The organism is Cupriavidus sp. GW822-FHT03E04 (genome assembly GCF_058801495.1).
Map to the genome: position 1 here is coordinate 256,939 of NZ_JBXANI010000008.1, position 12,144 is coordinate 269,082.

General features: G+C 67.8%; 11 protein-coding genes. 8 read left to right on the forward strand and 3 right to left on the reverse strand.

Annotated features, from left to right (window positions below; genetic code table 11):
* Positions 1 to 39: 39 nt before the first annotated feature.
* Positions 40 to 2,172, reverse strand: coding sequence for a cation:proton antiporter (locus AC1RQC_RS13700; RefSeq protein ID WP_492883661.1), 2,133 nt, complete (start codon positions 2,170 to 2,172; stop codon positions 40 to 42).
* A gap of 197 nt (positions 2,173 to 2,369) precedes the next feature.
* Positions 2,370 to 3,296, reverse strand: coding sequence for a LysR family transcriptional regulator (locus tag AC1RQC_RS13705; protein WP_492373687.1), 927 nt, complete (start codon positions 3,294 to 3,296; stop codon positions 2,370 to 2,372).
* A 203-nt stretch (positions 3,297 to 3,499) separates the two neighbouring features.
* On the opposite strand from AC1RQC_RS13705, the gene AC1RQC_RS13710 reads away from it, so the two are divergent.
* Complete coding sequence (locus tag AC1RQC_RS13710; RefSeq protein WP_492883663.1) at positions 3,500 to 4,471, forward strand: 3-hydroxyacyl-CoA dehydrogenase family protein; 972 nt, start codon at positions 3,500 to 3,502, stop codon at positions 4,469 to 4,471.
* Positions 4,472 to 4,534: 63 nt separating this feature from the next.
* Positions 4,535 to 5,377 carry a beta-keto acid cleavage family enzyme gene (locus tag AC1RQC_RS13715; RefSeq protein WP_492828271.1) on the forward strand — a complete coding sequence of 281 codons (843 nt, stop codon included), beginning with the start codon at positions 4,535 to 4,537 and terminating at the stop codon, positions 5,375 to 5,377.
* Between the two features lie 23 nt (positions 5,378 to 5,400).
* On the opposite strand, the gene AC1RQC_RS13720 is transcribed toward AC1RQC_RS13715, so the two are convergent.
* On the reverse strand, positions 5,401 to 5,667 hold the full coding sequence (locus AC1RQC_RS13720; RefSeq protein WP_253929871.1) for a hypothetical protein: 267 nt from the start codon (positions 5,665 to 5,667) through the stop codon (positions 5,401 to 5,403).
* 505 nt (positions 5,668 to 6,172) lie between these two features.
* On the opposite strand from AC1RQC_RS13720, the gene AC1RQC_RS13725 reads away from it, so the two are divergent.
* Genes AC1RQC_RS13725 through AC1RQC_RS13750 form a run of 6 tightly spaced genes read left to right on the forward strand, consistent with a single transcriptional unit; the run spans position 6,173 to position 12,109 of the window.
* Positions 6,173 to 6,838, forward strand: a complete 666-nt coding sequence (locus tag AC1RQC_RS13725; RefSeq protein WP_492373644.1) for a CDP-alcohol phosphatidyltransferase family protein — start codon at positions 6,173 to 6,175, stop codon at positions 6,836 to 6,838.
* A 6-nt stretch (positions 6,839 to 6,844) separates the two neighbouring features.
* Positions 6,845 to 8,635, forward strand: coding sequence for a bifunctional alpha/beta hydrolase/class I SAM-dependent methyltransferase (locus tag AC1RQC_RS13730; RefSeq protein ID WP_492373643.1), 1,791 nt, complete (start codon positions 6,845 to 6,847; stop codon positions 8,633 to 8,635).
* On the forward strand, positions 8,635 to 10,056 hold the full coding sequence (locus AC1RQC_RS13735; protein WP_492373686.1) for a phosphatase PAP2/dual specificity phosphatase family protein: 1,422 nt from the start codon (positions 8,635 to 8,637) through the stop codon (positions 10,054 to 10,056). Before AC1RQC_RS13730 ends, AC1RQC_RS13735 begins: the two co-directional genes overlap by 1 nt.
* Positions 10,037 to 10,507 (forward strand): hypothetical protein, encoded by a 471-nt coding sequence (locus AC1RQC_RS13740; protein ID WP_492373642.1) that lies wholly within the window; start codon positions 10,037 to 10,039, stop codon positions 10,505 to 10,507. The genes AC1RQC_RS13735 and AC1RQC_RS13740 overlap by 20 nt, the downstream gene beginning before the upstream one ends.
* A gap of 6 nt (positions 10,508 to 10,513) precedes the next feature.
* Positions 10,514 to 11,140, forward strand: coding sequence for a lysophospholipid acyltransferase family protein (locus AC1RQC_RS13745; RefSeq protein WP_416052836.1), 627 nt, complete (start codon positions 10,514 to 10,516; stop codon positions 11,138 to 11,140).
* Between the two features lie 6 nt (positions 11,141 to 11,146).
* Positions 11,147 to 12,109, forward strand: coding sequence for a phosphatidate cytidylyltransferase (locus AC1RQC_RS13750; RefSeq protein ID WP_241754747.1), 963 nt, complete (start codon positions 11,147 to 11,149; stop codon positions 12,107 to 12,109).
* Positions 12,110 to 12,144 lie beyond the last annotated feature (35 nt).

The window sequence follows — 12,144 nt, forward strand, 5'->3', positions numbered from 1 at the left end:
GCCGCCTGGCGCGACAACTTGCGCGAAGCATGGCGGCCCTCACTCGCGCGACGGCGACTCCGGCGCTGGCATCGGTTGCGCGGACAGCGCGCTGCGTAGCGGCGGACGCGCCAGGTTGGCCCGCCACGCGCGCTGGATCACTCGCGCTATCTGGTTGTAGGCTTGGCTGGAAATGACCTTCTCCTCGCGCATGGCCTCCAGCGAACGCTGGCCCTTGCGCAGGGCAAACAGCATCAGCAGGCGCTTCTCCAGTGCCACCGTGTAGCCGCCGAATTGCGCGCGCATCTCATCCAGGCCACCGCCGGCCGATTTGACGCGCTCCTCCAGCACGCCGTCCAGCAAGGTCGCCATGCGCGCGCCGAACACCGGCGTGAGCAGCGAGCGGTTGTACTGGCGCAGCCGCTCCAGCACCGTCTGGCGGCAGACCAGCAGCTCGAAGCGGTCGGCCAGCGCGTGGGCCAGCGGCCGGTCGATCGACAGGCGCTGGTGCAGGAAGAGCGCCACGCGGTAGCCGCGCTGGTAATCCAGGATATGCCGGGCGGCGCGGTTGTAGCCCAGGCGGCCATGCTCGCGCGCGGCGTCGATCATCAGCGTGGTGTTGCGCATCATGGCGTCGAGGTTGGCTACCGAGATCACACCGTCGCCGTACTCCGGGATCAGTTCGCGCTCGCGCGTGGCCAGCGTGACCAGGCCAATGGTGACGCGGTCGCGCTCGGATAGCGCGGCGTCGAAATCGAACTCCAGCGCGCCCAGCTCGATGTCGCGCCGGTAGTGCTGCGCCACCTCGCGCGCCGCCGCGGGAGGCAGGTCGAAGGTCTGCGCGATGTGGTTGAGCGTGGTTTCGACCTCCTCGGTGGAGAGCTGGATGGCCTGCTGCTGCAATGCCCGGTCCTGGGCGGTGAGCTGGTCCAGCCCGAGCCGGTGGATGAGCCCGCGCAGGGTGGTGCCGTTGAGCAGCAGGCTGACCAGCACGAATCCGGTGGCCAGGATGGCGATGAAGTGCCGTGCCTCGTACGGCAGCGCCTCGTTCTCGGCGATGCCCAGCGCCAGCACCAGCGTCACCGCGCCGCGCAGGCCGCCCCACGCAATGGCCAGCTTGTAGGCATTGCTGATCGGCGCGCTGACCTTCAGCCAGGAGAGCAGTGGCAGCAAGCCGAACAGCGTGAGCAGGCGCGCCCCCAGCGCGGCCACTACGAGTGCCAGCAGCAGCAAGCCGTGATGCACGGTCACCCCGGCCAGCAAGGACGGCACGCGCACCGCCGCCAGCAAGAACACGACGGCCCCCGTGATGCCGGCGTACTGCTCCCAGATCATGCGCATGTGGTTCCAGTTGCGCGGGCTCAGCCGGGTGGGCCCGAGCGCGCTCACCATCAGGCCGGCGCATACCACGGCCACCACCCCGGACACGCCGAGCAACTGGTCGGCAAGCAGGTAGAGCGGATAGGGCAGCGCCAGCGTCAGCGCGCCCTCGGCCATGGCCAGCCCGGCCAGGCGCGGCAGCAGGTCGGCCAGCAGGCGTCCGGCGATCGCGCCGCACACCACGCCGCCCACGAATGACCAGGCCAGTTCCCGCGCGCCAGCGGCCAGCGTGGCCTCGGCGCCATGGCCGGTCAGCATGGCCACCAGCACGCCGGCAATGGCAATGGCGGCGGCGTCGTTGAGCAGGCTCTCGCCTTCCACCAGCCGGATCAGCCGGCCGGGCGCGCCGACATCGCGGAAGATGGCGATCACCGCGGCCGGGTCGGTGGTGGCTACCACCGCGCCCAGCAGCAGGCACACCACCAGGCTGGCGCCGCTGACCAGCGTGGTGACCAGCCCGATCACGCCCGTGGCCACGATCACCGCGACGATGGCCAGCAGCAGGATCGGCGCGGCGTCCGGCAACATGCTGCGCACATCGGCGGTCAGCGCGGCGTGGAACAGCAAAGGCGGGAGGAAGATCCACAGATAGGCCTCGGGCGGGAGCGCCGGGTCGATCAGGGGATGGAGGAAATGCAAGGCGAACTGCGGGTAGGCGGCGTCGACGGCTACATAGCCCGCGCCGATAGCGATGCCGATGGCCGAGAGCAGCGTGGACTCAGGCAGTGCCAGCTTGGCGGCGGCGACCTGCACCACCGCCACGATGGCCAGCAGCGCGCCCGCCAGGATGAGCACGTCGACGACGATATTCAAGCGCGCCTCCGTTGCCGGGCGCGGGAGGGCCCGGGTTGCATTGTGTGTACTGTGGGCGACGACTGTGTCACTAAGGGATCCTTGCGCTTAGGTGGCTGCCGGCTCCGAACATACCGCGATATCGCGCGCGCTTTCAAGCCTTGTGCGCTTTGCCCACCGCTTTGCCCACCGCTTCTCGCGATCCCGTCCCCGCTCGCTCATGCCGGATCGGCAACACCGCCGTCGGCTTGGGCCAGGTGGGCGCGCAGCACGCCGACCAGCGCCGCCGCCGCGGGCGACAGGCTGCGGTTGCGTGCCGTCACCAGCCCGATCGAGCGCTCCGTCACCGGCGCGGTGAGCAAGCGCTCGACAATGCCGGCCTGGCGCACCGTGCCGGCCGCAATCTCAGGCAGCGCCGCCACGCCGAAGCCGCATTCGACCATGGCCGCGATGGTGGCCAGGTGCTCGGCCTCGAACACCGGCTGGAAGCGGATACGGTTCTGCAGGAAGGCCCATTCGGCGTACTGGCGCACGCTGCTGGGGTGCGTCATGGAAACATGGCCGGCGTCCACCGTATCGGCCCAGCGCACCGGCCCCTTGCCGTGGGCCAGCGGGTGCTCGCTGGGAATCAGCAACACGAAGCGGTCGGACATCATGGGGTCGTAGTGCAGGTCCGCCTGCTGCGGGTCGGCCGCGGTCAGCGCGAAATCCACCTCGCCCGCACGCACCAGGTCGAAGGCCGGGCCGGAGAGCGTATCGAAGACCTTGAGCGTGACCTTGGGATGCTCCCGCCGGTAGGCCATCAGCACGCGCGGCAGCAGGCGGGCGGCCAGCGAGGGCAGGGCGGCCACCGCAACATGGCCGCGCTCGGCGCTGGCAATGCCGCTCACGGCGTCGATGGCGTCCCGGAAGGCGGCCTGCAGGATCGCAGCCTGCTGCATGAAGACTTCGCCTGCCGCGGTCAGCCGCACGGTGCGGGTGGTGCGATCGAACAGCCGCACGCCGAGGGATTCCTCGATGCGCAGGATCTGGGTGGACAGCGCCGATTGTGACAGGTGCAACTGCCCCGCTGCCTGGCGGAAGTTCAGGGTGCGGCCAAGCACCAGGGTGGTCTCGACATCGCGCATCGACAGATTGATTTTCACGGCATGGACGGCGGATTGATCTTGATTGTCGATCATTCTATCCAGAAAATCTGATTCATCAATCAAAGCGGCTTGTCTACACTCATGGTCAATCCCGCTGAACCCGGGCCATGACGTGGCGCAGGCGATGTTTTCGCCATATTTTCATGGCAAACACGGGTTCAGCCGCCCAACGACAACACCAGACAGTTCAAAGGAACGCCATGCCCGACGCCGCCCACTTTTCGCTAGCCGCACCTGGCACCGCACACGCCGTGGTGGTAGGCGGCGGCACCATGGGCGCCGACGTGGCCGTGGTGCTCACCCGTGCGCACTGCCGCACCACCGTCGTGGAGCCGGATGCGCCGCGCGCGCAGGCAGTCGCCGCAAGGGTAGCCGCCAATCTCGCCGCGATTGGCCCTGCGGCCGAGGTTGGCCTGGCGGGATTGACGGTAGCCGCAGGGCTCGACACGGTCGACTGGAGCACGGTCGACCTGGTGATCGAGTGCATCCCCGAGCGGCTCGACATCAAGCGTGCGCTGTTCGCCGACCTGGCCCAGCGTGCGCGCCCGGATGCCATCCTCGCCAGCAATAGCTCGAGTTTCCCGATCAGCGCCATCGGCGCGGGCCTGCCCACCCGCGAGCGCATGCTCGGCCTGCATTTCTTCATGCCCGCGCACCTGGTGCCGCTGGTGGAGGTGGTGCTGGGCGAGGGCAGCGCCGAGGCGGGCGCCGACGCCTTGATCGCTTTCATGCGGCGTTGCGGCATGGTGCCGGTCAAGGTGAAGAAGGATTTGCCGGGTTTCCTCGCCAACCGCCTGCAGCACGCGCTGTCGCGCGAAGCCTTCGACCTGATCGACCGCGGCATCGCCTCGCCCGAGGATGTGGATGCGGCGGTCCGCTTTGGCTTCGGCTTTCGTTTCCTGGCCGCCGGGCCGGTCATGCAGCGCGACCACGCTGGCATCGACGTGCACGCGGCGGCCGGGGCTACCATGTATCCCACGTTCAACAACGCGGCGGAGCCGGCCCGGTGCCTGACCGAGCGCGCGGCGGACGGCCGCCACGGCATGAAGAGCGGTGAAGGCTTTTACCAGTGGATGCCGCAGACCATCGCCGCGGAACGTGAGCGCTATGATCGGCTGCTGCGCGCGGGGCTCGACCTGATCGCGCCCGAGCTGCCCAAGATCGAACCCTGAACCTCGCCAGATCCACCAGATTTACTAAATCGATTAGATCGACCAGGTCGACCAGAGCGCACTATGAGTGAACACACCTTGCTGGCGGATTCGCCGCTGATCATTACCGTCGCGCCCAACGGCGCCTACAAGACCGCCAAGGACCACCAGGCCGTGCCGCTGACCGCGGCGGCACTGGCGGCGGACGCGCGGGCCTGCCTGGAAGCCGGCGCGGCCATGATGCACATGCACGTGCGCCAGCCCGACGGCCGTCATTCGCTGGATCCACAGATTTATCGCGAAGCGCTTGCCGTGGTGAAGAAAGAAGTGGGCGATGCCTTGCTGGTCCAGGTGACCAGCGAAGCCGCCGGCATCTACCGCGCGGCCGAGCAGATCGCCATGGTGCGCGAGCTGCGCCCGGAGGCAGTTTCCATCGGGCTGCGCGAGATCGCCGTGCCGGACATTGCCGAGGCCGAGCTGGCCGATTTCCTGGCCTGGCTGGCACGCGAGCGGGTGTTGACGCAGATCATCCTGTACGACGCAGCCGACGTGGCGCGCTGGCAAGCGCTGCGCGCGCGCGGGCTGGTGCCGCCGGGTGCGTGGTCGGTGCTGTTTGTGCTGGGCCGGTATTCGGCGGGGCAGGTATCGTCGCCGCGCGACCTGCTGCCGTTCCTGCAGGTCTATGACGGCGCGCTGCCGTGGGCAATCTGCGCCTTCGGGCGCGAGGAGAATGCCTGCGTGACCACGGCCGCTGCGTTTGGCGGGCACGTGCGGGTGGGCTTCGAGAACAACCTGAAGCTGCGCGACGGCAGCACCGCGCCAGGCAACGCGGCACTTGTCGGGCAGGCGGCCGAAGGCGCGCGCACGCTTGGGCGCCCGCTAGCTTCGGCCAACGAAGCCAGGCAAATCTACAGCGAGATCCGCTGATCGGCGGCGCTCGGCGCCGATGCTTATGCGCCGTCGCTGAACGAGTCGCGGGTGCCGTTGCGCGCGCCGTCGGTGAACGGGTCCCGCGTGCCGCTGCGTGCGCCGTCGGTGAACGGGTCGCGCGGGCCGAGCTTGTTGGCGCCCTGGGTGTAAATGTCTCGCGCCTGGCCGGTGGCCGCGCCATCGAGATACGGGTCCACGCTGCGCGGGGCGGCGCTGGCGAGGCTGGCGACACCGCCAAGGGTGGCGGCCAGCGCAGTGGCGAGCAGGGCTTGCTTGAGTGTACGCATTGTTTTTCTCCGAGGATTCGAGGGGCGGGCAATCTCTTTCGATCGACCGTGCTGGCAGTCTAACAAACAGGCACCCACGACAACATGACCGGCACATGACAATGCTGTCATGCGGCGGGCGTTGCCTCGGCGGCACTCCTTGTCCGCCGCCACGTGATTTCCACAAGTTCCAACGCCTTCGAAGTTCGCGCAATTTCTCCCCGTTGCGCCCCAACTTTTGCCAACTGGCGTGACTCGCTAATCCTGGCGGGTAGCAACTTGGCTCGGCACGCCCAAACTGTGTCGAAAATGTGCCAAAAATCTCATAAGTTCTTAGTGATTGGCGAAAACGCGCAATCAAGCTATGCTTGCCCGATTGTCGGGCGTGCAGCACACCATCCGCGCGTCAAAGGCGGCTGCAGCGAGGCTGAGCAACGGGTCCGGCATGGCCAGTGGCCGCGGGCGCGGATACCATGGCCGAAAATGACGACCGAAGATGACATTAGGCCTGAAAAGGTCGTGAAACATGACGCTTTACCAGATCAAACCGAAGTTCCAGGCCCTTCTGCGGCCATTGGTGAAGCGCCTCGCCGCGCGCGGCGTCACCGCCAACCAGGTCACGCTGGCGGCGGCTGGCGGGTCACTGGTGGTGGGGGCGCTGGTGGCCGCGCTGGCCTGGCTGCCGGGCGTCTTCCTGCTGATGCCGCTATGGCTGTTCGTGCGCATGGCGCTCAACGCCATCGACGGCATGCTGGCCCGCGAGCACGGGCAGCAGAGCTTGCTGGGCGCCTATCTCAACGAACTTGGGGACATCGTCTCCGATATTGCGCTGATCCTGCCGTTCGCCCTCGTTGCGCCGTTTGGCGCTGGCGAGATCATGGTGTTCGCGCTGCTGGCCGTCATCGTCGAGTGCGCTGGCCTGATCGGGCCGCTGGCCGGTGCCAGCCGCCGCTACGATGGCCCCCTGGGCAAGAGCGACCGGGCCCTGGTGCTGGGTGCGCTGGGCTTATGGGCAGGCCTCGGGCTGAGCCTGGCGCATGCCGCTCACTGGCTGTGGGTGCTGTTGTCGCTGCTGTCGTTGCTGACCATCGCCAACCGGGTGCGCCGCGGCGTGGCCGAGGGCGAGCAGGCACGCCAGGCCCGTGCCCAGGCAGCCCCGCACGCCAAATCGTCTTCCCAACCCGTGGAGTGATACTACGTGGATAGTCAAACCGGCCGTACCGCTATTGAGTCACAGTTCGAAACCCACGATGGCCAGTCGCTGTTCTATCGCCACTGGCCTGCGGCGCCTGCCACAGGCCAGGCGCCGCAGGGCGCCGTTGTGCTGTTTCACCGCGGGCACGAGCATTCGGGCCGCATCGCCCACCTGGTGGACGAACTGGGCTTGCCCGGCCACGCCTTCTTCGCCTGGGACGCGCGTGGCCATGGCCGTTCGCCGGGCGAGCGCGGCTATAGCCCCAGCCTGGCCACGTCGGTGCGCGATATCCAGACGTTCATCGACCACATCGCCACCGAGCACGGCATTCCGGTAGAGCGCATTGCCGTGGTCGCGCAGAGCGTTGGCGCTGTCCTGGCGTCAACGTGGGTGCACGACTACGCGCCGCGGATCCGCGCCCTTGTGCTGGCTTCGCCGGCGTTCAAGGTCAAGCTCTACGTGCCGCTGGCGCGGCCGGGCCTCAAGCTCATGCACAAGCTGCGGGGCAAGTTCTTCGTCAACAGCTACGTCAAGGCCAGGTTTCTCACGCACGATCCCGACCGGGTCGCCAGTTACCAGCAAGATCCGCTGATTACGCGCCCGATTGCCGTCAATATCCTGCTGGATCTCTACGAGACGGCTGATCGCATCGTGGCCGATGCGGCCGCCATCACCGTGCCCACGCAGTTGCTGATCTCCGGCGCGGACTGGGTGGTGCATCGCGGCCCGCAGGATGCGTTCTATGAGCGGCTGGGCTCCAGCGTCAAGGAGCGCATCGTGCTGGACGGCTTCTACCACGACACCTTGGGCGAGCGCGACCGCGCGCAGGCCGTGGCGGCGGCGCGGCGCTTTATCGTGCGCGAATTCGAGACGCCATCGGCGCCGGTCTCCTTGCTGAACGCCGATCGCGGCGGCGCCTTCAAGGATGAGTCCGACCGGCTGGCGCAGCCGCTGTCCGCGGCCAGCCCGGCAGGCATTTACTGGGGCCTCACGCGCGCCGGCCTGAAGTTCGGCGGCCTGCTGTCCGACGGGGTGCGGCTCGGGCACAAGACCGGTTTCGATTCTGGCTCCACGCTCGACTACGTCTACTGCAACAAGGCGCAGGGGCGGTTTGGCGTCGGCTCGATGGTCGACCGCAACTACCTGGACGCGATTGGCTGGCGGGGCATCCGCCAGCGCAAGGTGAACATCGAGGAGCTGCTTGGCGTTGCCATCGGCAGCCTGCGCGCCGCCGGCGTGCCGGTGCGCATCGTCGATATCGCCGCGGGCCATGGCCGCTACGTGCTGGAGGCGCTGGCAGCCAAGGGCATCAACGGAGCGGCCGCGCAACAGGTGCAGAGCATCCTGCTGCGCGACTACAGCGATATCAACGTGCAACAGGGCCGCGCGCTGATCCGCAGCAAGGGCCTGTCCGATATTGCCCGCTTCGAGAAGGGCGACGCCTTCGACGGCGACGATCTCGCCGCGCTCGATCCGGCCCCCACGCTGGCCATCGTCTCAGGCCTGTATGAGCTGTTCGGCGACAACGGCATGGTGTCTCGTTCGCTTGGCGGCCTGTCGCGGGCGGTGGCGCCGGGCGGCTACCTGGTCTATACCGGGCAGCCCTGGCATCCGCAGCTCGAGTTCATTGCGCGGGCGCTCACCAGCCATCGCGCAGGCTCGGCCTGGGTGATGCGGCGCCGCTCGCAAGCGGAGATGGATGAACTGGTCCGGCAAGCCGGCTTCGAGAAGATCGCGCAGCGCATCGACCCGTGGGGCATCTTCACAGTCAGCCTGGCGCGCAGGGTCGCGTGATGCTGCGCCAGCAGGCCGAAGACGGGGCCGCGGACATGGCCGCAGGGGAGCCGGGCGCTGCCGAGGCTCGCCCCTGGGGCCTTGCCCTGGTCCTGCTGGCCGGCATGGGCGCCTTGTTTTTCTCGTCCTATGGGCTGGCCAACTGGCTGGCGAGCCAGCGTGCCGACGTCCCGTTCTTCTATTTTGAATGGGAGCGGCATATTCCCTTTGTGCCCTGGAGCATCGTGCCGTACTGGTCGATCGACCTGCTCTACGGCCTGTCCTTTTTCCTCTGGCGCACGCGTGCCGACCTGCTCGTCCATGCCAAGCGCTTGCTGGCGGCGCAACTGATCTCGGTTGCCTGCTTCATTGCCTTTCCGCTGCGATTCGCCTTTGATCGCCCGCAGGCCGACGGCGTGCCCGGCCACCTCTTCACGTTGCTGGGCGGCTTCGACAAGCCGTTCAACCAGGCGCCGTCACTGCACATCAGCCTGCTGGTGATCCTGTGGGTGGCCTATGCCGTGCACGCGCGCGGGGCCTGGCGCTGGCTGCTGCACGGCTGGACCGCGCTGATCGGTGTGTCGGTGCTGACCACGTACCAGCACCATGTCATCGACGTGCCCACCGGCTGGCTGGTGGGCTGGTTCTGCGTTTTCCTGTTTCCCTTCGGGATGGGGCAGGGCAATGCGGTGCCCGCTGCCCGCGTGCGAACGCGGCAACTGGCCGGGCGCTACGCAGTGGGCGCACTGTCCGTCGGGGCGGTAGCGCTGGCGTTATTGCCCGCCTCGGCCCTGGCCGCCTTGCTGCTGGGCTGGCTGGCCCTGTCGCTGGCTTGCGTCGCGGCGATCTACCGGCAGGGCGTTCCGGCCATGTTCCAGAAGCGGCACGACGGCACCATGCCGATGGCCGCGCGCTGGGTGCTGGCGCCCTACCTGCTGGGCGCGCTGGCCAACTCACGCTGGTGGACGCGCCGCCAGCCCGGCGCCAGCCAGATCGTGCCCGGCCTCTGGGTCGGCCGCTTCCCCGGCGGCGCCGAATTGCGCCGCCTCGGGGCCGATGCCGTGCTCGACCTGACCGCCGAGTTGCCGCGGCTGGCGGATGCCGCCTGGTACCGCTGCGTGCCGGTGCTGGACCTGACGGTGCCCGCGCCGGCGCAACTGGACGAAGCGGTGGCCGTGCTTGAATCATGGCATCGCGATGGCCGCAAGGTGCTTGTATGCTGCGCGCTTGGTTATTCGCGCAGCGCGCTGGTGGCCGCCGCCTGGCTCGCGGGCCACGCCGGCGCGCGCGATGCCGGGCAGGCGCTGGCCCTGCTGCGCAAGGGGCGCCCGGCCGTGGTGCTGGGCCCGGATAGCGTGGCGGCGCTGTCGCAATTCATCCGCCGCCGGCAGGCGGCCGCACAGTCTTCTGGGGGAGCAGGCCATGTCCGTTCCGATGCATGACGACCATCACCTGGATGCTGCCGCCGGGCACTGGATGGCGCAGGCTGCGGTGGGTGGCCTCGATGGCGCCGGCCGCGTGCTCTGGGCCGGGTTGGTGCTGGCACTCATCAATCTGCTGCTGGCCGGTACCTTGTCGCCGGCGGGGCAGGTCTATCTGGTGCTTGGCATCGTGGCGGCGTTGCTCGGCGCTGTCCAGCTGTGGCTGCTGATCCGCGTGGCAATCGACCGCCGCTTGTTTGCGGCGCTTGCCGAGGCCTTGCGCATCGCCGATCCAGTCTCGACGCTGGCCTCGCTGGACCAGGCGCTGGGGCTGCTCGGATGGGCGGGTCCCGAGGCCGGCGGGCGATCCCTGGTGCAGCGCGCTCGCGGCGCTTTGCGCTTTCTCCACTGGGCCGCGGGACTCGCTGCCCTGCAATTGCTGGTGGCCTTGCTGCTACTGCTGCTGAGATAACACACGATGTGGATTTCCAGACTGGTGGCGCGCGCCATCATCCTGTTCGCGCGCTTGCTGACCGGTATGCAGGCGCGTTGGAACGGCTGCATGCCCGCCGCGGCGCAGCGTATCTATTTTGCCAATCACAGCAGCCACGGCGACTTCGTGCTGATCTGGGGCTGCCTGCCGCCGGAGCTGCGCTCGCTCACGCGGCCCGTGGCCGGCGCGGATTACTGGAACAAGTCGGCCTTGCGCCGCTTTATCGGCAAGGATGTATTCAACGCGCTGCTGATCGATCGCACCCGCAGCGAGCCGGGCAGCGATCCCGTGGCCCTGATGCAGCAGGCGGTGCGCAAAGGCGACTCGCTGATCCTGTTTCCCGAGGGCACGCGCAATACCACCGACGAACGGCTCCTGCCCTTCAAGAGCGGCATCTACCACCTGGCGAAGGTTTGCACAGAGATCGAGTTCGTGCCCGTGTGGATCGACAACCTCAACCGCGTGATGCCCAAGGGCGAGATCGTGCCGGTGCCGCTGCTGTGCACCGTGACTTTCGGCAAGCCGCTGACCCTGGGCGCGGAAGAAGCCAAGGATGATTTCCTGGCGCGCTGCCGGGACGGCCTGCTGACGCTGGCGCCCGCGCTGGACTAAGAACCCATGACCTTTCCTCACCTGACCATGATGCATGAGACCTGGCTGCTGTTTGGCGGCGTGCTGGGCGTACTCGTGCTGGCTTCCACGGTGACCGCGCTGCTGCGCTGGCGCGTGGCCAGGGGCGGCCCGCACGCGGTCATCGACAACCTTGCCGCGCGCGTATCGGCATGGTGGTGGATGATCGGCGTGCTAGGGGTAGCGTTCGTGATGGGGCGCACCGCCATCATCGTGTTGTTCTACCTGCTGTCGTTCTTCGCCTTGCGCGAGTTCATCACCATCACCACCACGCGGCGGGGGGACCATCGCGCCATCGTCGCCGCCTTCTTCGTCTTCCTGCCGTTGCAATACGTGCTGGTGTACACCGGCTGGTATGGGTTGTTTTCCATCTTCATCCCGGTCTACGCTTTCCTGATCCTGCCCATACTTTCAGCGCTGTCTGCGGAGACCACGCGCTTTCTCGAGCGTTGCGCGGGGGTGCAGTGGGCGGTGATGATCTGCGTGTTCTGCGTATCGCATGTGCCGGCGTTGCTGACCTTGCCGATTCCGGGCTTCGAGGATCGCAACCTGCTGTTGATCGCATTCCTGGTGATCGTGGTGCAGGGCAGCGACGTGCTGCAGTACGTGTGGGGCAAGCTGCTAGGCAAGACCAAGATCGCGCCGCTGCTGTCGCCGTCCAAGACCGTGGAAGGCTTTGTCGGCGGCGTGGCCAGCGCCACCGCGCTGGGCGCCTCGCTTTGGTGGATCACGCCGTACGGCTCACCCTGGAAGGCGGGGCTGATCGCGCTGGTGATCGCCTTGATGGGCTTCCTGGGCGGGCTGGTGATGTCGGCCATCAAGCGCGACCGCAACATCAAGGACTGGGGCCAGATGATCCAGGGCCACGGCGGTATGCTGGACAGGCTGGATTCGGTGGTGTTCGCCGCGCCGATCTTCTTTCACATCACGCGGTACTGGTGGGTGCCCTGAGCGGGTCCATCGCCTTCGTCCTCATTTTTCTTTGA

Excerpts from the sequence above, each read along its gene's own strand:
- AC1RQC_RS13750 (WP_241754747.1), top strand. The coding sequence starts at position 11,147 with ATGACCTTTCCTCACCTGACCATGATGCATGAGACCTGGCTGCTGTTT.
- AC1RQC_RS13715 (WP_492828271.1), top strand. The coding sequence starts at position 4,535 with ATGAGTGAACACACCTTGCTGGCGGATTCGCCGCTGATCATTACCGTC.
- AC1RQC_RS13745 (WP_416052836.1), top strand. The coding sequence starts at position 10,514 with ATGTGGATTTCCAGACTGGTGGCGCGCGCCATCATCCTGTTCGCGCGC.
- AC1RQC_RS13710 (WP_492883663.1), top strand. The coding sequence starts at position 3,500 with ATGCCCGACGCCGCCCACTTTTCGCTAGCCGCACCTGGCACCGCACAC.
- AC1RQC_RS13735 (WP_492373686.1), top strand. The coding sequence starts at position 8,635 with ATGCTGCGCCAGCAGGCCGAAGACGGGGCCGCGGACATGGCCGCAGGG.
- AC1RQC_RS13740 (WP_492373642.1), top strand. The coding sequence starts at position 10,037 with ATGTCCGTTCCGATGCATGACGACCATCACCTGGATGCTGCCGCCGGG.
- AC1RQC_RS13720 (WP_253929871.1), bottom strand. The coding sequence starts at position 5,667 with ATGCGTACACTCAAGCAAGCCCTGCTCGCCACTGCGCTGGCCGCCACC.
- AC1RQC_RS13725 (WP_492373644.1), top strand. The coding sequence starts at position 6,173 with ATGACGCTTTACCAGATCAAACCGAAGTTCCAGGCCCTTCTGCGGCCA.